8 protein-coding genes are annotated in these 13,709 nt (G+C 45.7%); all 8 read left to right on the top strand.

Going from position 1 to position 13,709, the window contains the following annotated elements:
- The first annotated feature begins 6 nt into the window (after positions 1-6).
- The 8 genes from DWY55_RS05320 to DWY55_RS05285 all read left to right on the top strand — a co-directional run bounded on the left by DWY55_RS05320 (position 7) and on the right by DWY55_RS05285 (position 13,677).
- Positions 7-2,238 carry a GH92 family glycosyl hydrolase gene (locus DWY55_RS05320; protein WP_016272631.1) on the top strand — a complete coding sequence of 744 codons (2,232 nt, stop codon included), beginning with the start codon at positions 7-9 and terminating at the stop codon, positions 2,236-2,238.
- Positions 2,239-2,249: 11 nt separating this feature from the next.
- Positions 2,250-2,843, top strand: coding sequence for an RNA polymerase sigma-70 factor (locus tag DWY55_RS05315; RefSeq protein ID WP_005828885.1), 594 nt, complete (start codon positions 2,250-2,252; stop codon positions 2,841-2,843).
- A gap of 11 nt (positions 2,844-2,854) precedes the next feature.
- On the top strand, positions 2,855-3,844 hold the full coding sequence (locus tag DWY55_RS05310; RefSeq protein WP_005835480.1) for a FecR family protein: 990 nt from the start codon (positions 2,855-2,857) through the stop codon (positions 3,842-3,844).
- Between the two features lie 65 nt (positions 3,845-3,909).
- Entirely contained in the window at positions 3,910-6,186 is a 2,277-nt protein-coding gene (locus tag DWY55_RS05305) for a GH92 family glycosyl hydrolase (RefSeq protein WP_005828880.1), read from the top strand.
- 303 nt (positions 6,187-6,489) lie between these two features.
- Positions 6,490-9,876, top strand: a complete 3,387-nt coding sequence (locus DWY55_RS05300) for a TonB-dependent receptor (protein WP_035449952.1) — start codon at positions 6,490-6,492, stop codon at positions 9,874-9,876.
- A gap of 11 nt (positions 9,877-9,887) precedes the next feature.
- On the top strand, positions 9,888-11,477 hold the full coding sequence (locus DWY55_RS05295; RefSeq protein WP_005828876.1) for a RagB/SusD family nutrient uptake outer membrane protein: 1,590 nt from the start codon (positions 9,888-9,890) through the stop codon (positions 11,475-11,477).
- Positions 11,478-11,499: 22 nt separating this feature from the next.
- Positions 11,500-12,513: a glycoside hydrolase family 18 gene (locus tag DWY55_RS05290; protein WP_005835485.1), complete on the top strand. Its 1,014-nt coding sequence runs from the start codon at positions 11,500-11,502 to the stop codon at positions 12,511-12,513.
- A gap of 9 nt (positions 12,514-12,522) precedes the next feature.
- Positions 12,523-13,677 (top strand): DUF1735 and LamG domain-containing protein, encoded by a 1,155-nt coding sequence (locus tag DWY55_RS05285; RefSeq protein WP_005828870.1) that lies wholly within the window; start codon positions 12,523-12,525, stop codon positions 13,675-13,677.
- The last annotated feature ends 32 nt before the right edge of the window (positions 13,678-13,709 follow it).

The following is a 13,709-nucleotide window of genomic DNA, read 5'->3' as shown; positions in this document are numbered from 1 at the left end:
AATGTTATGAATTTGATAAAATCTTGTTGTTTGTTTGTGGTCTTTTCATCCTTTCTGGCATGCACCTCGCAGGTGTCGGATGTGAAGAGTGTGTCTTATACAGAGTTTGTGAATCCCTTTATCGGTACAGATTTTACTGGAAACACCTATCCGGGTGCTCAGGCGCCGTTTGGCATGGTGCAGCTCAGTCCTGACAACGGACTGCCGGGCTGGGACCGTATTTCCGGATATTTTTATCCGGACAGTACCATTGCAGGCTTTAGCCATACCCATCTCTCCGGAACCGGCGCTGGTGACTTGTATGACATCTCTTTTATGCCGGTGACATTGCCTTATAAGGAGGCGGAAGCTCCGCTCGGCATTCACTCTTTGTTCTCTCATTCGGAAGAGTCGGCAAGCGCTGGATATTATCAGGTGCGTCTGAAAGATTATAATATAAATGTAGAGTTGACGGCCACCGAGCGTTGTGGCATTCAGCGGTATACTTTCCCAAAAGCCGATGCTGCCGTTTTCCTGAATTTGCGGAAAGCCATGAATTGGGATTTTACCAATGATTCTCACATAGAAGCCGTCGATTCGGTAACGGTGCAAGGTTACCGTTACTCTGACGGTTGGGCACGCGACCAGCGCCTCTACTTCCGTACACGTTTCTCCAAACCGTTTGCTGCGATGCAGCTCGATACAGCTGCCATAGAGAAAGAAGGCAAGCGGATAGGGACATCTGTCATTGCACGATTCGACTTTCAGACTAAGGAAGGAGAACAGATTCTTGTCAGTACTGCCATCTCCGGTGTAAGTATGGAAGGGGCGGCACGTAATCTAGCAGCAGAAGTACCTGATGATGATTTCGACAAATACCTGGCTGCTGTGCAGGATGATTGGAACGAACAATTGTCCCGGATAGAAATAAAATGCGATGACCGCGATGAGAAAGTCAAGTTCTATACAGCTTTATATCATTCGATGATTGCTCCTACCATTTACAGTGATGTGGACGGCGCCTATTACGGTCCCGACAAGCAAGTGCACCGGGTAGAGGGCTGGACAAATTACAGTACTTTCTCCTTGTGGGACACTTACCGTGCGGCTCATCCTCTCTATACTTTTATTGAGCCGGAACGGGTGAATGATATGGTGAAGTCCTTCCTCGCCTTCTTCGAACAGAACGGCCGCCTTCCCGTATGGAATTTTCAGGGGGGCGAGACAGATATGATGATAGGTTACCACTCTGTGCCGGTTATTGTAGATGCCTATCTGAAAGGTATTGGGGACTTCGATGCGAAAAAGGCCTTGGAGGCTTGTGTAGCTACTGCCAATATCGATTCCTATCGTGGCATTGGGTTATATAAGAAATATGGCTATGTTCCTTATAATGTGACAGATCAGTATAATTCGGAAAACTGGTCACTTTCTAAAACACTGGAATATGCATATGATGACTATTGTATAGCCCGTATGGCAGAGAAGCTGGGCGATAAGGAGGTTGCGGACGAGTTTTATAAGCGTTCCCGTAATTACCGGAATGTCTACAATCCGGTAAGTTCTTTCATGCAGCCCCGTGATGACAAGGGAGAGTTTATCCGGAACTTCTCGCCGGACGACTATACTCCGCACATCTGCGAGAGCAACGGCTGGCAATACTTCTGGTCTGTGCAGCAGGATATTGACGGTTTGATAGTTTTGACCGGAGGTAAGGAACGGTTTGCCCAGAAGCTGGACAGTATGTTTACTTACAATCCTTCTGCAGATGATGAGTTGCCTATTTTCAGCACCGGGATGATTGGCCAGTATGCGCATGGAAATGAGCCTAGCCATCACGTCATCTATCTGTTCAATGCTGTGGATCAACCTTGGAAAACCCAGAAATATGCAGCCCGGGTGATGCGTGAACTCTACCTGAACACTCCTGCCGGTTTGTGCGGCAACGAGGATTGCGGACAGATGTCCGCCTGGTATGTGTTCAGTGCGATGGGCTTTTATCCGGTAGACCCGGTTGGTGGAAAATATGAAATCGGTACCCCCCTATATCCGGAAATGAAGATGCACCTGCCCGGTGGAAAGACCTTTACGGTACTGGCGCCGGCGGTGAGCAAGGAAAATTGCTACATTCAATCTGTCAAACTCAACGGTAAGAACTATGACAAAAGTTATATTACGCATGAACAGATAATGGATGGAAGTGTTTTCGAATTTGAAATGGGGGATAAGCCAGGTCAGGCATGGTACAGTCCCCGATAACCGGCTAACATATGAATGAACATTTCGACTTGACATATAAATCCCTTTTCCGCAGGTATTATACCAACCTGCTGTTCTATGCCACACGCATTGTGGGGGAAGAAGATGCGGAAGATGTGGTACAGGATGTTTTCGTGGAGCTGTGGAAGCGGAAAGATACCATGAAGGTGGGAGAGCAGATTCAGGCTTTTCTGTATAGGGCGGTGTATACCCGTGCCTTGAACGTTCTGAAGCATCGGGACATTGTGAGTGGCTATGAGGCTGTCATGCTCGAAATCCATAAAAAGAGGGTTGAGTTCTATCAACCTGACAGCAATGATGTGGTGAAACGGATAGAGGATGCCGAACTCAGGAGGAAGCTGTCCGATGCCATCAATGAATTGCCGGACAAGTGCCGGATGGTATTCAAACTCAGCTATCTGCATGATATGAAGAATAAGGAGATAGCTGATACAATGGGAGTGTCATTGCGTACGGTGGAGGCCCACATGTACAAAGCTTTGAAGTTGCTGCGTGATAAACTGGGGTATCTGAACCTGATGTTGGCTCTGTTTTTCATCGGGAAAGTAAGTGTTTTTGCGAGCAGCGTTGTTTTATTATCATAATGAAGGAAAGAATGAATAAGTTGAATGAGGAGATATTGGCCAAGTTCCTTATGGGTGAATGTACGGAAGATGAACTTCGTGAGGTGAACGCCTGGCTGGAAGAGTCGGGTGAGAATGCACGCGAATTGTTCAGGCTGGAGGAGATTTACCACTTGGGGAGACTGGGGGATACTTCGAATACACAAGACATAGAAAAGGCCGAAAAGCGATTGTTTAAAAGGCTGGAACAAGAGAAGACGAAACAATACAAGGTACGGAGGATGGTTGGGTGGATACGGTATGCGGCCGTATTTGTGGGCTTCTTCCTTTTGGGTACTTTCGGCTATCTTTTTTATCAGACTTATAGCCAGCCGGAAACATTACTGGCTGTCACCACTCATGATAAGATTAAGGAACTGAAACTGCCGGATGGAACCAAAGTCTGGCTGAATAAAAACACTACCCTGAAATATCCACATGAGTTTGCAGGGAAGGGAAGAAAGGTTTATCTGGAAGGAGAAGGATATTTTGAGGTGATGAGGAATCCGGAAAAACCGTTTGTCGTACAGAGTGAGGTCATGCAGGTCAGAGTATTGGGAACTGTTTTCAACCTCAAGTCTGACAAGGCTAAGATGTCTGCAGTAGCTACCCTTTTGAAAGGCGAAGTAGAGGTGAAAGGTAATCATGGCGAGGGTATGATTATCCTTGCCCCCGGACAGAAAGCCGAGCTGAACGGAATGACTAGGCGTCTGGTGGTGAAGCAGGTGGATACGGGAATCGAAAACTGGCACAATAATGAGTTTGTCTTTGAGAAGGCTGACCTATACACCATTGCGCGTACATTGGAGAATTCGTATGGGGTGAGGGTAATTCTGGCACCGAACATAGATGTAAGCAAGACTTACTCGGGTACACTGAAGAAAAAAGAGAGTGTAGGGGCTGTGCTGAATCTGATAAAGAATGCCATTCCATTGGAGTATAAAATTGTGGGGAACAGTGTTTTCCTCTCCTCAATGAAGTAGGAAGGCCGCACAAATTCGAGATATGACGAGAAGAATTTATTTAATACTAACAACTTTCTAATATTATGCGAAAATTAATCCTATTGTTTTTTTTTGTGAGCAGTGCTTTATGGCTGCATGCCAAAGACTTTACCCGGTATGTCAGTCCTCTTGTCGGCACGCAGTCTACTTTCGAGCTTTCCACCGGTAATACCTATCCTGCGATCGCACGTCCCTGGGGTATGAACTTCTGGACTCCTCAGACGGGTAAGATGGGTGACGGCTGGCAATACGTCTATACCGCGAACAAGATCCGTGGTTTCAAGCAGACACACCAGCCCAGTCCCTGGATTAACGACTACGGGCAGTTCTCCATTATGCCGGTGGTTGGCAAACCCGAGTTTGATGAAGAGAAGCGTGCAAGCTGGTTCTCCCACAAGGGCGAAGTAGCACTTCCTCATTATTATAAGGTATATCTTGCCGAACACGATGTGGTTACCGAGTTCACCCCTACCGACCGTGCCGTATTGTTCCGTTTCACTTTCCCTGAAAATGATCATTCATACATTGTTGTCGATGCCTTTGACAAGGGCTCTTATGTGAAGATACTTCCGGAACAGAATCGTATTATCGGTTATACTACCCGTAACAGCGGCGGTGTTCCCGAGAACTTCAAGAACTATTTCGTGATAGAGTTCGACAAGCCTTTTACTTATAAGGCGTCTGTAGCCGATGGCGTCTTGACCGAGAATAAGGTTGAGCAGGAAGCCGGACATGCCGGTGCTGTTATCGGTTTCAAAACCCGTAAGGGTGAAGTGGTACATGCCCGTGTAGCCTCTTCTTTCATCGGTTTTGAGCAGGCTGACCGTAACTTGAAGGAGCTTGGCAATGACAATTTGGAAACACTGGTTCAGAAAGGTCAGGATGCCTGGAACAAGGTGCTGGGCCGTATTGATGTGGAAGGCGGAACCCTTGACCAGTACCGTACTTTCTACTCATGTTTGTATCGTTCCTTGTTGTTCCCGCGTGCATTCTATGAACTGGATGAGGCGGGAAATCCGATTCATTACAGTCCCTACAATGGGCAAGTGTTGCCCGGCTATATGTATACGGATACCGGTTTCTGGGACACTTTCCGCTGTCTTTTCCCATTCCTCAACCTGATGTATCCGTCGGTGAACAGGCAGATTCAGGAAGGTCTTGTCAACACCTATAAGGAAAGCGGTTTCTTCCCCGAATGGGCAAGTCCGGGTCACCGTGGCTGTATGATTGGCAACAACTCTGCTTCCGTACTGGCAGATGCCTATCTGAAAGGTGTGAAGGTGGAGGATGTGCAGACGTTGTACGAAGGTCTCATCAACGGTACAAAGAATGTCCATCCCGAGGTCTCTTCTACGGGTCGCCTCGGCTATGAGTATTACAACAAGCTTGGTTATGTTCCCTACGATGTGAAAATCAACGAGAACACTGCCCGTACTTTGGAGTATGCTTATAATGACTGGTGCATCTACCGCATGGCAAAAGAACTGAACCGTCCGAAGAAGGAGCAGAAACTCTTTGCGGAACGTGCCATGAACTATAGGAATGTATTTGATAAGGAAAGCAAGCTGATGCGTGGTCGTAATCAAGACGGCCAGTTCCAGTCTCCTTTCTCTCCTTTGAAGTGGGGTGACGCCTTTACTGAAGGTAACAGCTGGCACTATTCCTGGTCTGTATTCCACGACCCTCAAGGTCTGATAGACCTGATGGGTGGAAAAGAGTCTTTCGTAGAGATGCTTGACTCTGTATTTATTGTCCCGCCCTTGTTCGATGACAGCTACTACGGCCAGGTAATCCATGAAATCCGTGAGATGACAGTGATGAATATGGGTAACTATGCCCATGGCAACCAGCCCATCCAGCACATGATTTACCTTTATAATTATGCTGGGGAGCCTTGGAAGGCCCAATATTGGCTTCGTCAGGTTATGAACCGCATGTACACTGCCGGTCCCGACGGTTACTGCGGTGACGAGGACAACGGTCAGACTTCGGCGTGGTATGTCTTCTCTGCACTTGGTTTCTATCCGGTTTGCCCTGGTACGGACGAATATGTGCTGGGCGCCCCTTTGTTCCGTAAGGCTACCCTCCATTTTGAGAACGGCAAGTCTCTGACTATTGATGCTCCGGATAACTCACCGGAGAACATGTATATCGAGTCTCTCAAGGTGAACGGCGTGGATTATTCCAGGAATTATCTGACGCATGGCGATTTGCTGAATGGCGGTACCTTGAGGTTTGATATGGGCAGCCAGCCTAATATGAAGAGAGGTACGCAGCCGGAAGATTATCCTTATTCTTTCTCGAATGAACTGAAGAAGTAAAGAATAGTAATAATATAGTAAGAAAAGGGTTGCCTCGAAAATAAGTTGATATATCATTTTGTTATTTACTATCTGTATTATAGGTGTTTTTCTTGAATCAGGTGGAAATAATTATTTGCTTCGTTAGTAATATTGAGCAAAATGATATATCAACTTGTTTTCGGGGTAACTCTTTTTTTTAGGATTAATGATAAAAAAGATACTTTTTCAGTAAGTGTATTTTCATTGTCTGTTGTTTTATATAGGAATGCGAGAGAATGAATCTCTCGAAGTAATTTATTGTATAACCTATAAATTGTGTTTATGAAAGACAATTATGCTTTTCGGAGTTCGACGTTCATGCGGGCTTTATTAGTTTTGTTGTTCATGGCAGTTTCTATCCAGTGGGGCTTTGCCCAGTTAAACCTGAATGTGTCTCGCGGCACATTGGGGACAGTCATTGAACAAATCAAGTCTCAATCCAAGTATCAATTTTTTTATGACGACAAACTGGCTGCGTTGCCGGTAGAAAACGTCAAAGTGAACAATGCGTCTATAGAAGATGCTTTGAATGTTATTCTCAAAGGGAAAGACATTTCCTATAAAGTGGAGGATAACATCGTTTATCTTTCTGAAAAGTCTGCTGCTCCTCAAGAGGGCAACCAACAAGGGAAAGAACGGACGATTACCGGAGTCGTGTCAGATGACATGGGACCTCTGATTGGTGTGAATGTATTGATAAAAGGTACCAGCAACGGGTGTATTACCGACCTCGACGGTAACTTTACGCTGACCACTACGGAGGCGAATCCGGTGATTGTATTCTCTTATATCGGTTATACTACGCAGGAAATCCCCGTGAAAGGTAATGCGCCGATTAATGTAATGATGGCCGGAGATACCCAACAGCTTGAAGAAGTTGTGGTTACTGCACTCGGTATCAAGCGTTCGGAAAAGGCATTGTCCTACAATGTACAGCAGGTGAATACAGATGCCATTACTTCCAATAAAGATGCCAACTTTGTGAACTCATTGAGTGGTAAGGTAGCGGGTGTGAACATCAATGCTTCTTCATCCGGTGTAGGTGGTGTATCAAAGGTAGTGATGCGTGGTACGAAATCTATCATGCAGTCTTCCAATGCACTTTATGTAATTGACGGTGTGCCTATTTTCTCTGGCCGTGGTACTGCCGGAGGTAAGGAGTTCGACTCCCAGGGATCTTCAGAACCGATTGCCGATATCAACCCGGAAGACATCGAGTCAATGTCAGTCCTGACTGGTGCCGCCGCTGCTGCCTTGTATGGTTCGGAAGCTGCCAACGGTGCCATTGTCATTACTACAAAGAAAGGTAAAGAAGGTAAGGTGAGCCTTACTGTCAGCAGTAATACTGAATTCACCAATCCGTTTGTGATGCCGAGCTTCCAAAACCGTTACGGTACGGGAACCGGTGGTGTGATGAGCACTTCAGGAGCCATGAGCTGGGGAGCGCCTTTGTCTGCAGCCAATAACTACAATTACAGCCCGAGAGATGATTATTTCCAGACGGGTATTGTAGGAACAGAGAGCATTTCTTTGTCAACCGGTACAGAGAAAAACCAGACGTATGCATCGGCTGCTGCTGTAAACTCCAAGGGTATTGTTCCCAACAACAAATACAACCGTTACAACTTTACGGTACGTAACACCACTACTTTCCTGGACGACAAGATGACTCTGGATTTCGGTGCAAGCTATATTCTGCAGAATGACCAGAACATGACGAACCAGGGTACTTACAACAACCCGTTGGTGGGTGCTTATTTGTTCCCGCGCAGCAACGACTGGTCTGATATCAGCATGTATGAGCGCTATGACGCTGCCCGTAAAATTTATACGCAATACTGGCCGGTAGGTGACGAAGGTATGGTAATGCAGAATCCTTATTGGATTAACTACCGCAATCTGCGCCAGAACAAGAAGGACCGCTATATGCTGAATGCCGGTTTGAGCTATAAGATTCTGGACTGGCTGACTGTTTCAGGACGTGTACGTTTGGATAACTCCAACAATGATTATACAGAAAAGTTCTATGCTTCTACCAATACACAGCTCACCGAGAGCTCTTCACGAGGTCTTTATGGTATTACCAAGACGCAGGACAAACAGTTGTATGCAGACTTCCTGGTGAGTATCAACAAATATTTCGGTGAAGATTGGTCACTCCAGGCCAACGTCGGTGGTTCATTCTCCGATATACGTTCGGATGCAATGAAAACACGTGGTCCGATTGCTGATGGTGGCGATGCCTTCAGCGGCGAACCGGTAGGTTTGACCAACTACTTTGCCATCCAGAACCTGAGTGCCAGCAAGACACAGCGTTTGCAGGAAGGATGGCGTGAACAGACCCAGTCTCTCTTCGCTTCGGCTGAGCTTGGTTACAAGAACACTTACTTCTTGACGCTGACCGGACGTAACGACTGGCCTTCACAGCTGGCAGGTCCCAACTCCAACAGCAAATCATTCTTCTATCCTTCAGTCGGTGGTTCTGTTGTACTGTCTGAGCTAATGCCTAACTTGAACAAAGATTATCTTTCTTTTATAAAGGTTCGTGGTTCATGGGCATCTGTTGGTAGTGCTTTCTCCAGATATTTGGCTAATCCTCACTATGAATGGAATTCAAGTTCCGGCCAGTGGAGTATCACGACCCAATATCCGTTGTACAATTTGAAACCTGAACGTACCAATTCTTGGGAAATCGGTTTGAACATGCGTTTCCTCAAGAACTTTGAATTGGACGTGACATATTACAATGCCAAGACTATGAACCAGACATTCAACCCGCAGTTGCCTGTCAGCGGTTGGTCGGCTATGTATATCCAGACTGGTGCCGTACGTAACTCCGGTATTGAGTTGTCGCTGAATTACAAGAATACCTGGAAAGATTTTACATGGGATACCGGTATAACCTTCTCCAGTAACAAGAATAAAATCCTGACTTTGGCAGACAATGCCATCAATCCCGTTACCGGTGAGCTGTTCTCTTTGAGCACGTTGAATATGGGTGGCTTAGGTGATGCCCGCTTCTTGCTGAAAGAAGGTGGGAGCATGGGTGACCTTTACTCACTGCGAGATATGAAACGTGATGCCAATGGACAGATTTTTGTGGACCAAAATGGAACGGTTGCTACGGAAGCCATAACGGACCCGGATAAATACATCAAGTTGGGAAGCGTACTTCCTAAAGGTAATTTGGCTTGGCGTAATAACTTCATTTGGAAGAATTTCACAGCAGGTTTCTTGATTTCAGCCCGTTTGGGTGGTGTGGTTTACTCACGTACACAAGCTATGTTGGACTATTACGGTGTGTCCGAGGCTTCTGCCGATGCACGTGATTTAGGTTACGTGTTGGTGAATGGTAGAGATAAGGTAAACCCCGAAACATGGTACGGTGTAGTAGGTAGCGGCACGTCTGTTCCCCAATACTACACTTATTCTGCTACCAATGTTCGTCTGCAGGAAGTATCTTTGGGTTACACCATCCCCAGAAAGTTGTTGAATGATGTGTGCGATATCAAGGTTTCGTTGGTAGGCCGCAACTTGTGGATGATTTACAGCAAGGCTCCTTTCGATCCCGAAAGTGTAGCTTCTACCGATAACTTTTATCAGGGAATAGACTATTTCATGATGCCGGCTTTGCGTAACATCGGCTTTAGCTTGAGCTTTAAATTTTAATACCAAACGATATGAAAAAGAAAAATATTATAAATAAATTGATTGTTGCTCCGTTGGTTATGGGCTTTATGTCCTGTACCGGCAATTATATGGATATCAACTCCAATCCTTATCAACCGGGTGATTTGACTCCGGATGATTATGCACTGGGTTCTGCCATGAGTAACTTGGCAAGTACGGTTATCTCATCAGATGTCAATACGGCACAGTTTACTGATTGTTTGTTGGGTGGACCGTTGGGAGGTTATTTTGCCGATTCAAATGCCGGCTGGTCCAATACAATATCCAATTTTAATGCTACAAATGACTGGACGCGTGTGTTCTTGATAAGTGACCGTATCATTTCAACACTTTACGGTAACTTGAGCACAGTGAAACAAGTATCGGAGAATACCAATAATCCGGTTCCTTATGCCATTGCTCAAATCATAAAGGTTGCTGCCATGAGTCGCGTGACTGATGCGTATGGTCCTATTCCTTATTCTAAAATCGGTCAGGATGGCAAGATTACCATTCCTTATGATACGCAGGAAGAAGTATATAACGCATTCTTCAAGGAACTGGACGAATCCATCGAGGTGCTGACTGAAAACAGAAATGCGGCGTTGGTTGCTTCTGCAGATTTCGTGTACAGTGGTAATGTACAGAAGTGGGTGAAGTTTGCCAATTCATTGAAACTGCGTTTGGCTATCCGTATTGCCAATGTAAGCCCTGCTAAGGCTAAAGAAATGGCTGAAAGTGCAGTGAATCACGAGTTGGGTCTGATTGAAACAAATGCAGACAATGCTACATGGAAGTATTTCGGTACAATTAGCAATCCGTTGTTTGTGGCAGTACGTTACAATGAAGAAGCTTCAGGTGGTGATACCCATCCTGCTGCCGACATCATCTGCTACATGAACGGTTACAACGACAATCGTCGTGCCAGCTATTTTGAGGAATCAAAATGGCCTGGAGAGACTTATGTAGGATTACGTCGCGGTATCAACCTCAGTAAGATGAAAGAGTATTTCATCAATTATTCGCGTGTGAAGATTTCCTCTTCTGATCCCGTGCTTTGGATGAATGCGGCAGAAGTTGCCTTCTTGCGTGCTGAAGCCACTGCAATCTATGGTTTCAACATGAAAGGAACCGCTGCTGATTTTTATGAACAAGGTGTCCGTCTCTCTTTCGAACAGTGGGGAGCTACCGGTGTAGACAGCTATCTGGCTGATGAAAGCAGTGTACCTGCTCTTTACAAAGATCCCGCCGGTCTTAATACTTATGAAAAGAACCTTTCAGCCATTACTGTCAAGTGGAATGAAGGGGCATCCAAGGAAGAAAAACAGGAACGTATCATTACCCAGAAGTGGATTGCGAATTGGCCGTTAGGTAACGAAGCTTGGGCTGACTATCGCCGTACAGGCTATCCCAAACTGTTGCCTGCAACCAGTGAAGGTAACTTGAGTGGTGGAATTGTTGATAGCGAGAAAGGTGCACGCCGTATGCCTTATCCTTCTGAAGAATATACAAGTAATACTGAAAACGTGCAAGAGGCAGTAAACAGCTATCTGGGTGGACCGGACAACATGGCTACTGACGTATGGTGGGCACGCAAATAATAACAATAAATGCTGAATAATTATGAAATTATATAAGAAATCATTCAAAGGAATCGCGCTGGCAGCTTTTTCCGTATTGGCATTGTCTGCCTGCTCCGACTGGACGGATTCAGAGAGTATTAAACTGAAAGAACCCGGAATCGACGAACAGTCTCCCGAACTGTATGCCAAGTATCTGAAGAACTTGCAGGAATACAAGAATTCTGACCATAAGATTGTATACGGCTGGTTTGATAATAGTGAGAAAGTTCCTTTCAGCCGCGGGCAGCACATGTCGGATGTTCCCGACAGCCTGGACGTAATTATCGCAACTACTCCCGATTTGGCGGAATTCGAATTGGAAGATATTGCAAATGTACATGAGAAGGGAACGAAAGTATTCTATTCCATCAGCTATGACAATATCTTGAAGGAACATACCGACAAGGTGAAAGAAGGAACAGAAACATCTGCATTCTCGGCTTATCTGTCGGCTGAGCTGAACAGACTGATAGCTCTTGAAGCACCTTTCGACGGTATTGTAGCCGAGTATCGTGGTAGCAATCCTATCTACATGTCCGAAGCCGACAAGGCTGAAGCAAAGGCAAATCAGGATACTTTCTTCGGTGTGATATCCAACTGGAAGAGTGCCAATTCAGGTAAGCAACTGGTGTTCCAGGGGTATCCTGCCAACCTGATAGGCCAGTCTGTGCTCTCTTCTTGTGACCATATCATCTTGATTACAAATGATGTCACGGATGTTGCCCAACTGGGGATAGAAGCGCTTCAGGCCTTGATGGCAGACGGTGTTCCGGCTGACCGCTTCATTGTATCGGCATCTACCGTCTCTCTGGATACAACAGATAAGACTACCGGATATTACAATGCTTTGAGAGCTCTGTCGGAAGCTGCTTATTGGGTGACAGAACCGTCTGCAGAGTTTACAAAAGCTGGTCTGGCTATTGAGAACATGCAGAATGATTATTACAATGCTACCAATACCTATCAATACGTGAGAGAAGCTATCAATATTATGAATCCTGCTCCTAAAAAATAAAAGAATATCATGAAACTGAAAAGTATATATTTAGTATCGATGGCATTATTGGCAGGTGTATTTGCTGCTTGTAATGATAATGACGTTGAGAATTTCGATAATCAGGTGTATATCAACGGCTCGGCGATGACCAGTACTGTGTTGTTGAAAAACACTGTTTCCGATACGGAAGGTTCATTCCGGATTTCAATGGCCCGTCCTGAATCGCAGGATATAACTATTGCCTTGAAGGCGGACCCTTCACTGGTAGCTACTTATAACGCTACCTATTATGACACAGCCGAGGCTCTGCCGGAAAACTATTATACGGTAGAAACTCCGCAGGCTACCATTTTGGCCGGTGCTGTCATTTCAGACGACATCACTGTCAGCTTCAAGAACTTGACGGAGCTGGATCGTGAGAAGGTATATGTATTGCCGGTTACGGTAGACCAGGCAAGCATCGGAGTCTTGAAGAGCTCCGGTACCATGTACTACGTGCTGAAGGGTGCCGCATTGATTAATACGGTTCCTGATATTACCAAGAATCTGGTTTACGTAACTTGGACCAATCCAGATGTAGCCAATAATATGAATAAGCTGACGGCAGAAGCGTTGATTCGTGTAAGCAAGTTTGACAAGATGCTGACTTCCATTATGGGTATCGAAGGTAAGTTCCTGCTCCGCATCGGTGATGCCGGAATTCCTCAAAACCAGTTGCAGGTGGCTACAAGTAGCGGCAATGTGACCGATGAGAGTCTGGTTATTCCGACAAACGAATGGACACATATCGCTGTGACCTACGATGCGGATGCAAAAACAGTTATAATCTACATCAATGGTAAGAATATGCTGGAGACTACTTTGGACTGCGGAGTCGTGAACTGGGGCCAGACCATGACCGATGAAGGTAACGGATTCTGGATTGGCCATTCATACAATCGTGACCGTTGGTTGGAAGGTAATATCTCAGAGGTGCGTATCTGGAACAAGGTGTTGACATCAGCAGAAATCAATGCAAAGGACCACTTCTACCAGGTAGAGCCGGATGCTGACGGACTGGTTTCTTACTGGAAGTTCGATGAGGGCGCCGGTACTGCCATTCACGATTATAGCGGAAATGAGAACAATGCTACTGCAGTGGAATCATTGACTTGGACTGCTGTGGAACTGCCCGCTAAATAATTTAGTTATACCTTAATTCAAATAAAAAGATA

Origin of the sequence: Bacteroides sp. AF25-38AC (genome assembly GCF_003602995.1) — a bacterium.
Lineage (GTDB): Bacteria > Bacteroidota > Bacteroidia > Bacteroidales > Bacteroidaceae > Bacteroides > Bacteroides uniformis.
The sequence above is the reverse complement of the archived record's forward strand: the minus strand, read 5'-3'. Positions and strand labels throughout refer to the sequence as shown.

Bases quoted from the DNA above. Each gene is read 5' to 3' on its own strand.
- DWY55_RS05295 (WP_005828876.1), top strand. From the start codon at position 9,888: ATGAAAAAGAAAAATATTATAAATAAATTGATTGTTGCTCCGTTGGTT.
- DWY55_RS05300 (WP_035449952.1), top strand. From the start codon at position 6,490: ATGAAAGACAATTATGCTTTTCGGAGTTCGACGTTCATGCGGGCTTTA.
- DWY55_RS05305 (WP_005828880.1), top strand. From the start codon at position 3,910: ATGCGAAAATTAATCCTATTGTTTTTTTTTGTGAGCAGTGCTTTATGG.
- DWY55_RS05310 (WP_005835480.1), top strand. From the start codon at position 2,855: ATGAATAAGTTGAATGAGGAGATATTGGCCAAGTTCCTTATGGGTGAA.
- DWY55_RS05315 (WP_005828885.1), top strand. From the start codon at position 2,250: ATGAATGAACATTTCGACTTGACATATAAATCCCTTTTCCGCAGGTAT.
- DWY55_RS05285 (WP_005828870.1), top strand. From the start codon at position 12,523: ATGAAACTGAAAAGTATATATTTAGTATCGATGGCATTATTGGCAGGT.
- DWY55_RS05290 (WP_005835485.1), top strand. From the start codon at position 11,500: ATGAAATTATATAAGAAATCATTCAAAGGAATCGCGCTGGCAGCTTTT.
- DWY55_RS05320 (WP_016272631.1), top strand. From the start codon at position 7: ATGAATTTGATAAAATCTTGTTGTTTGTTTGTGGTCTTTTCATCCTTT.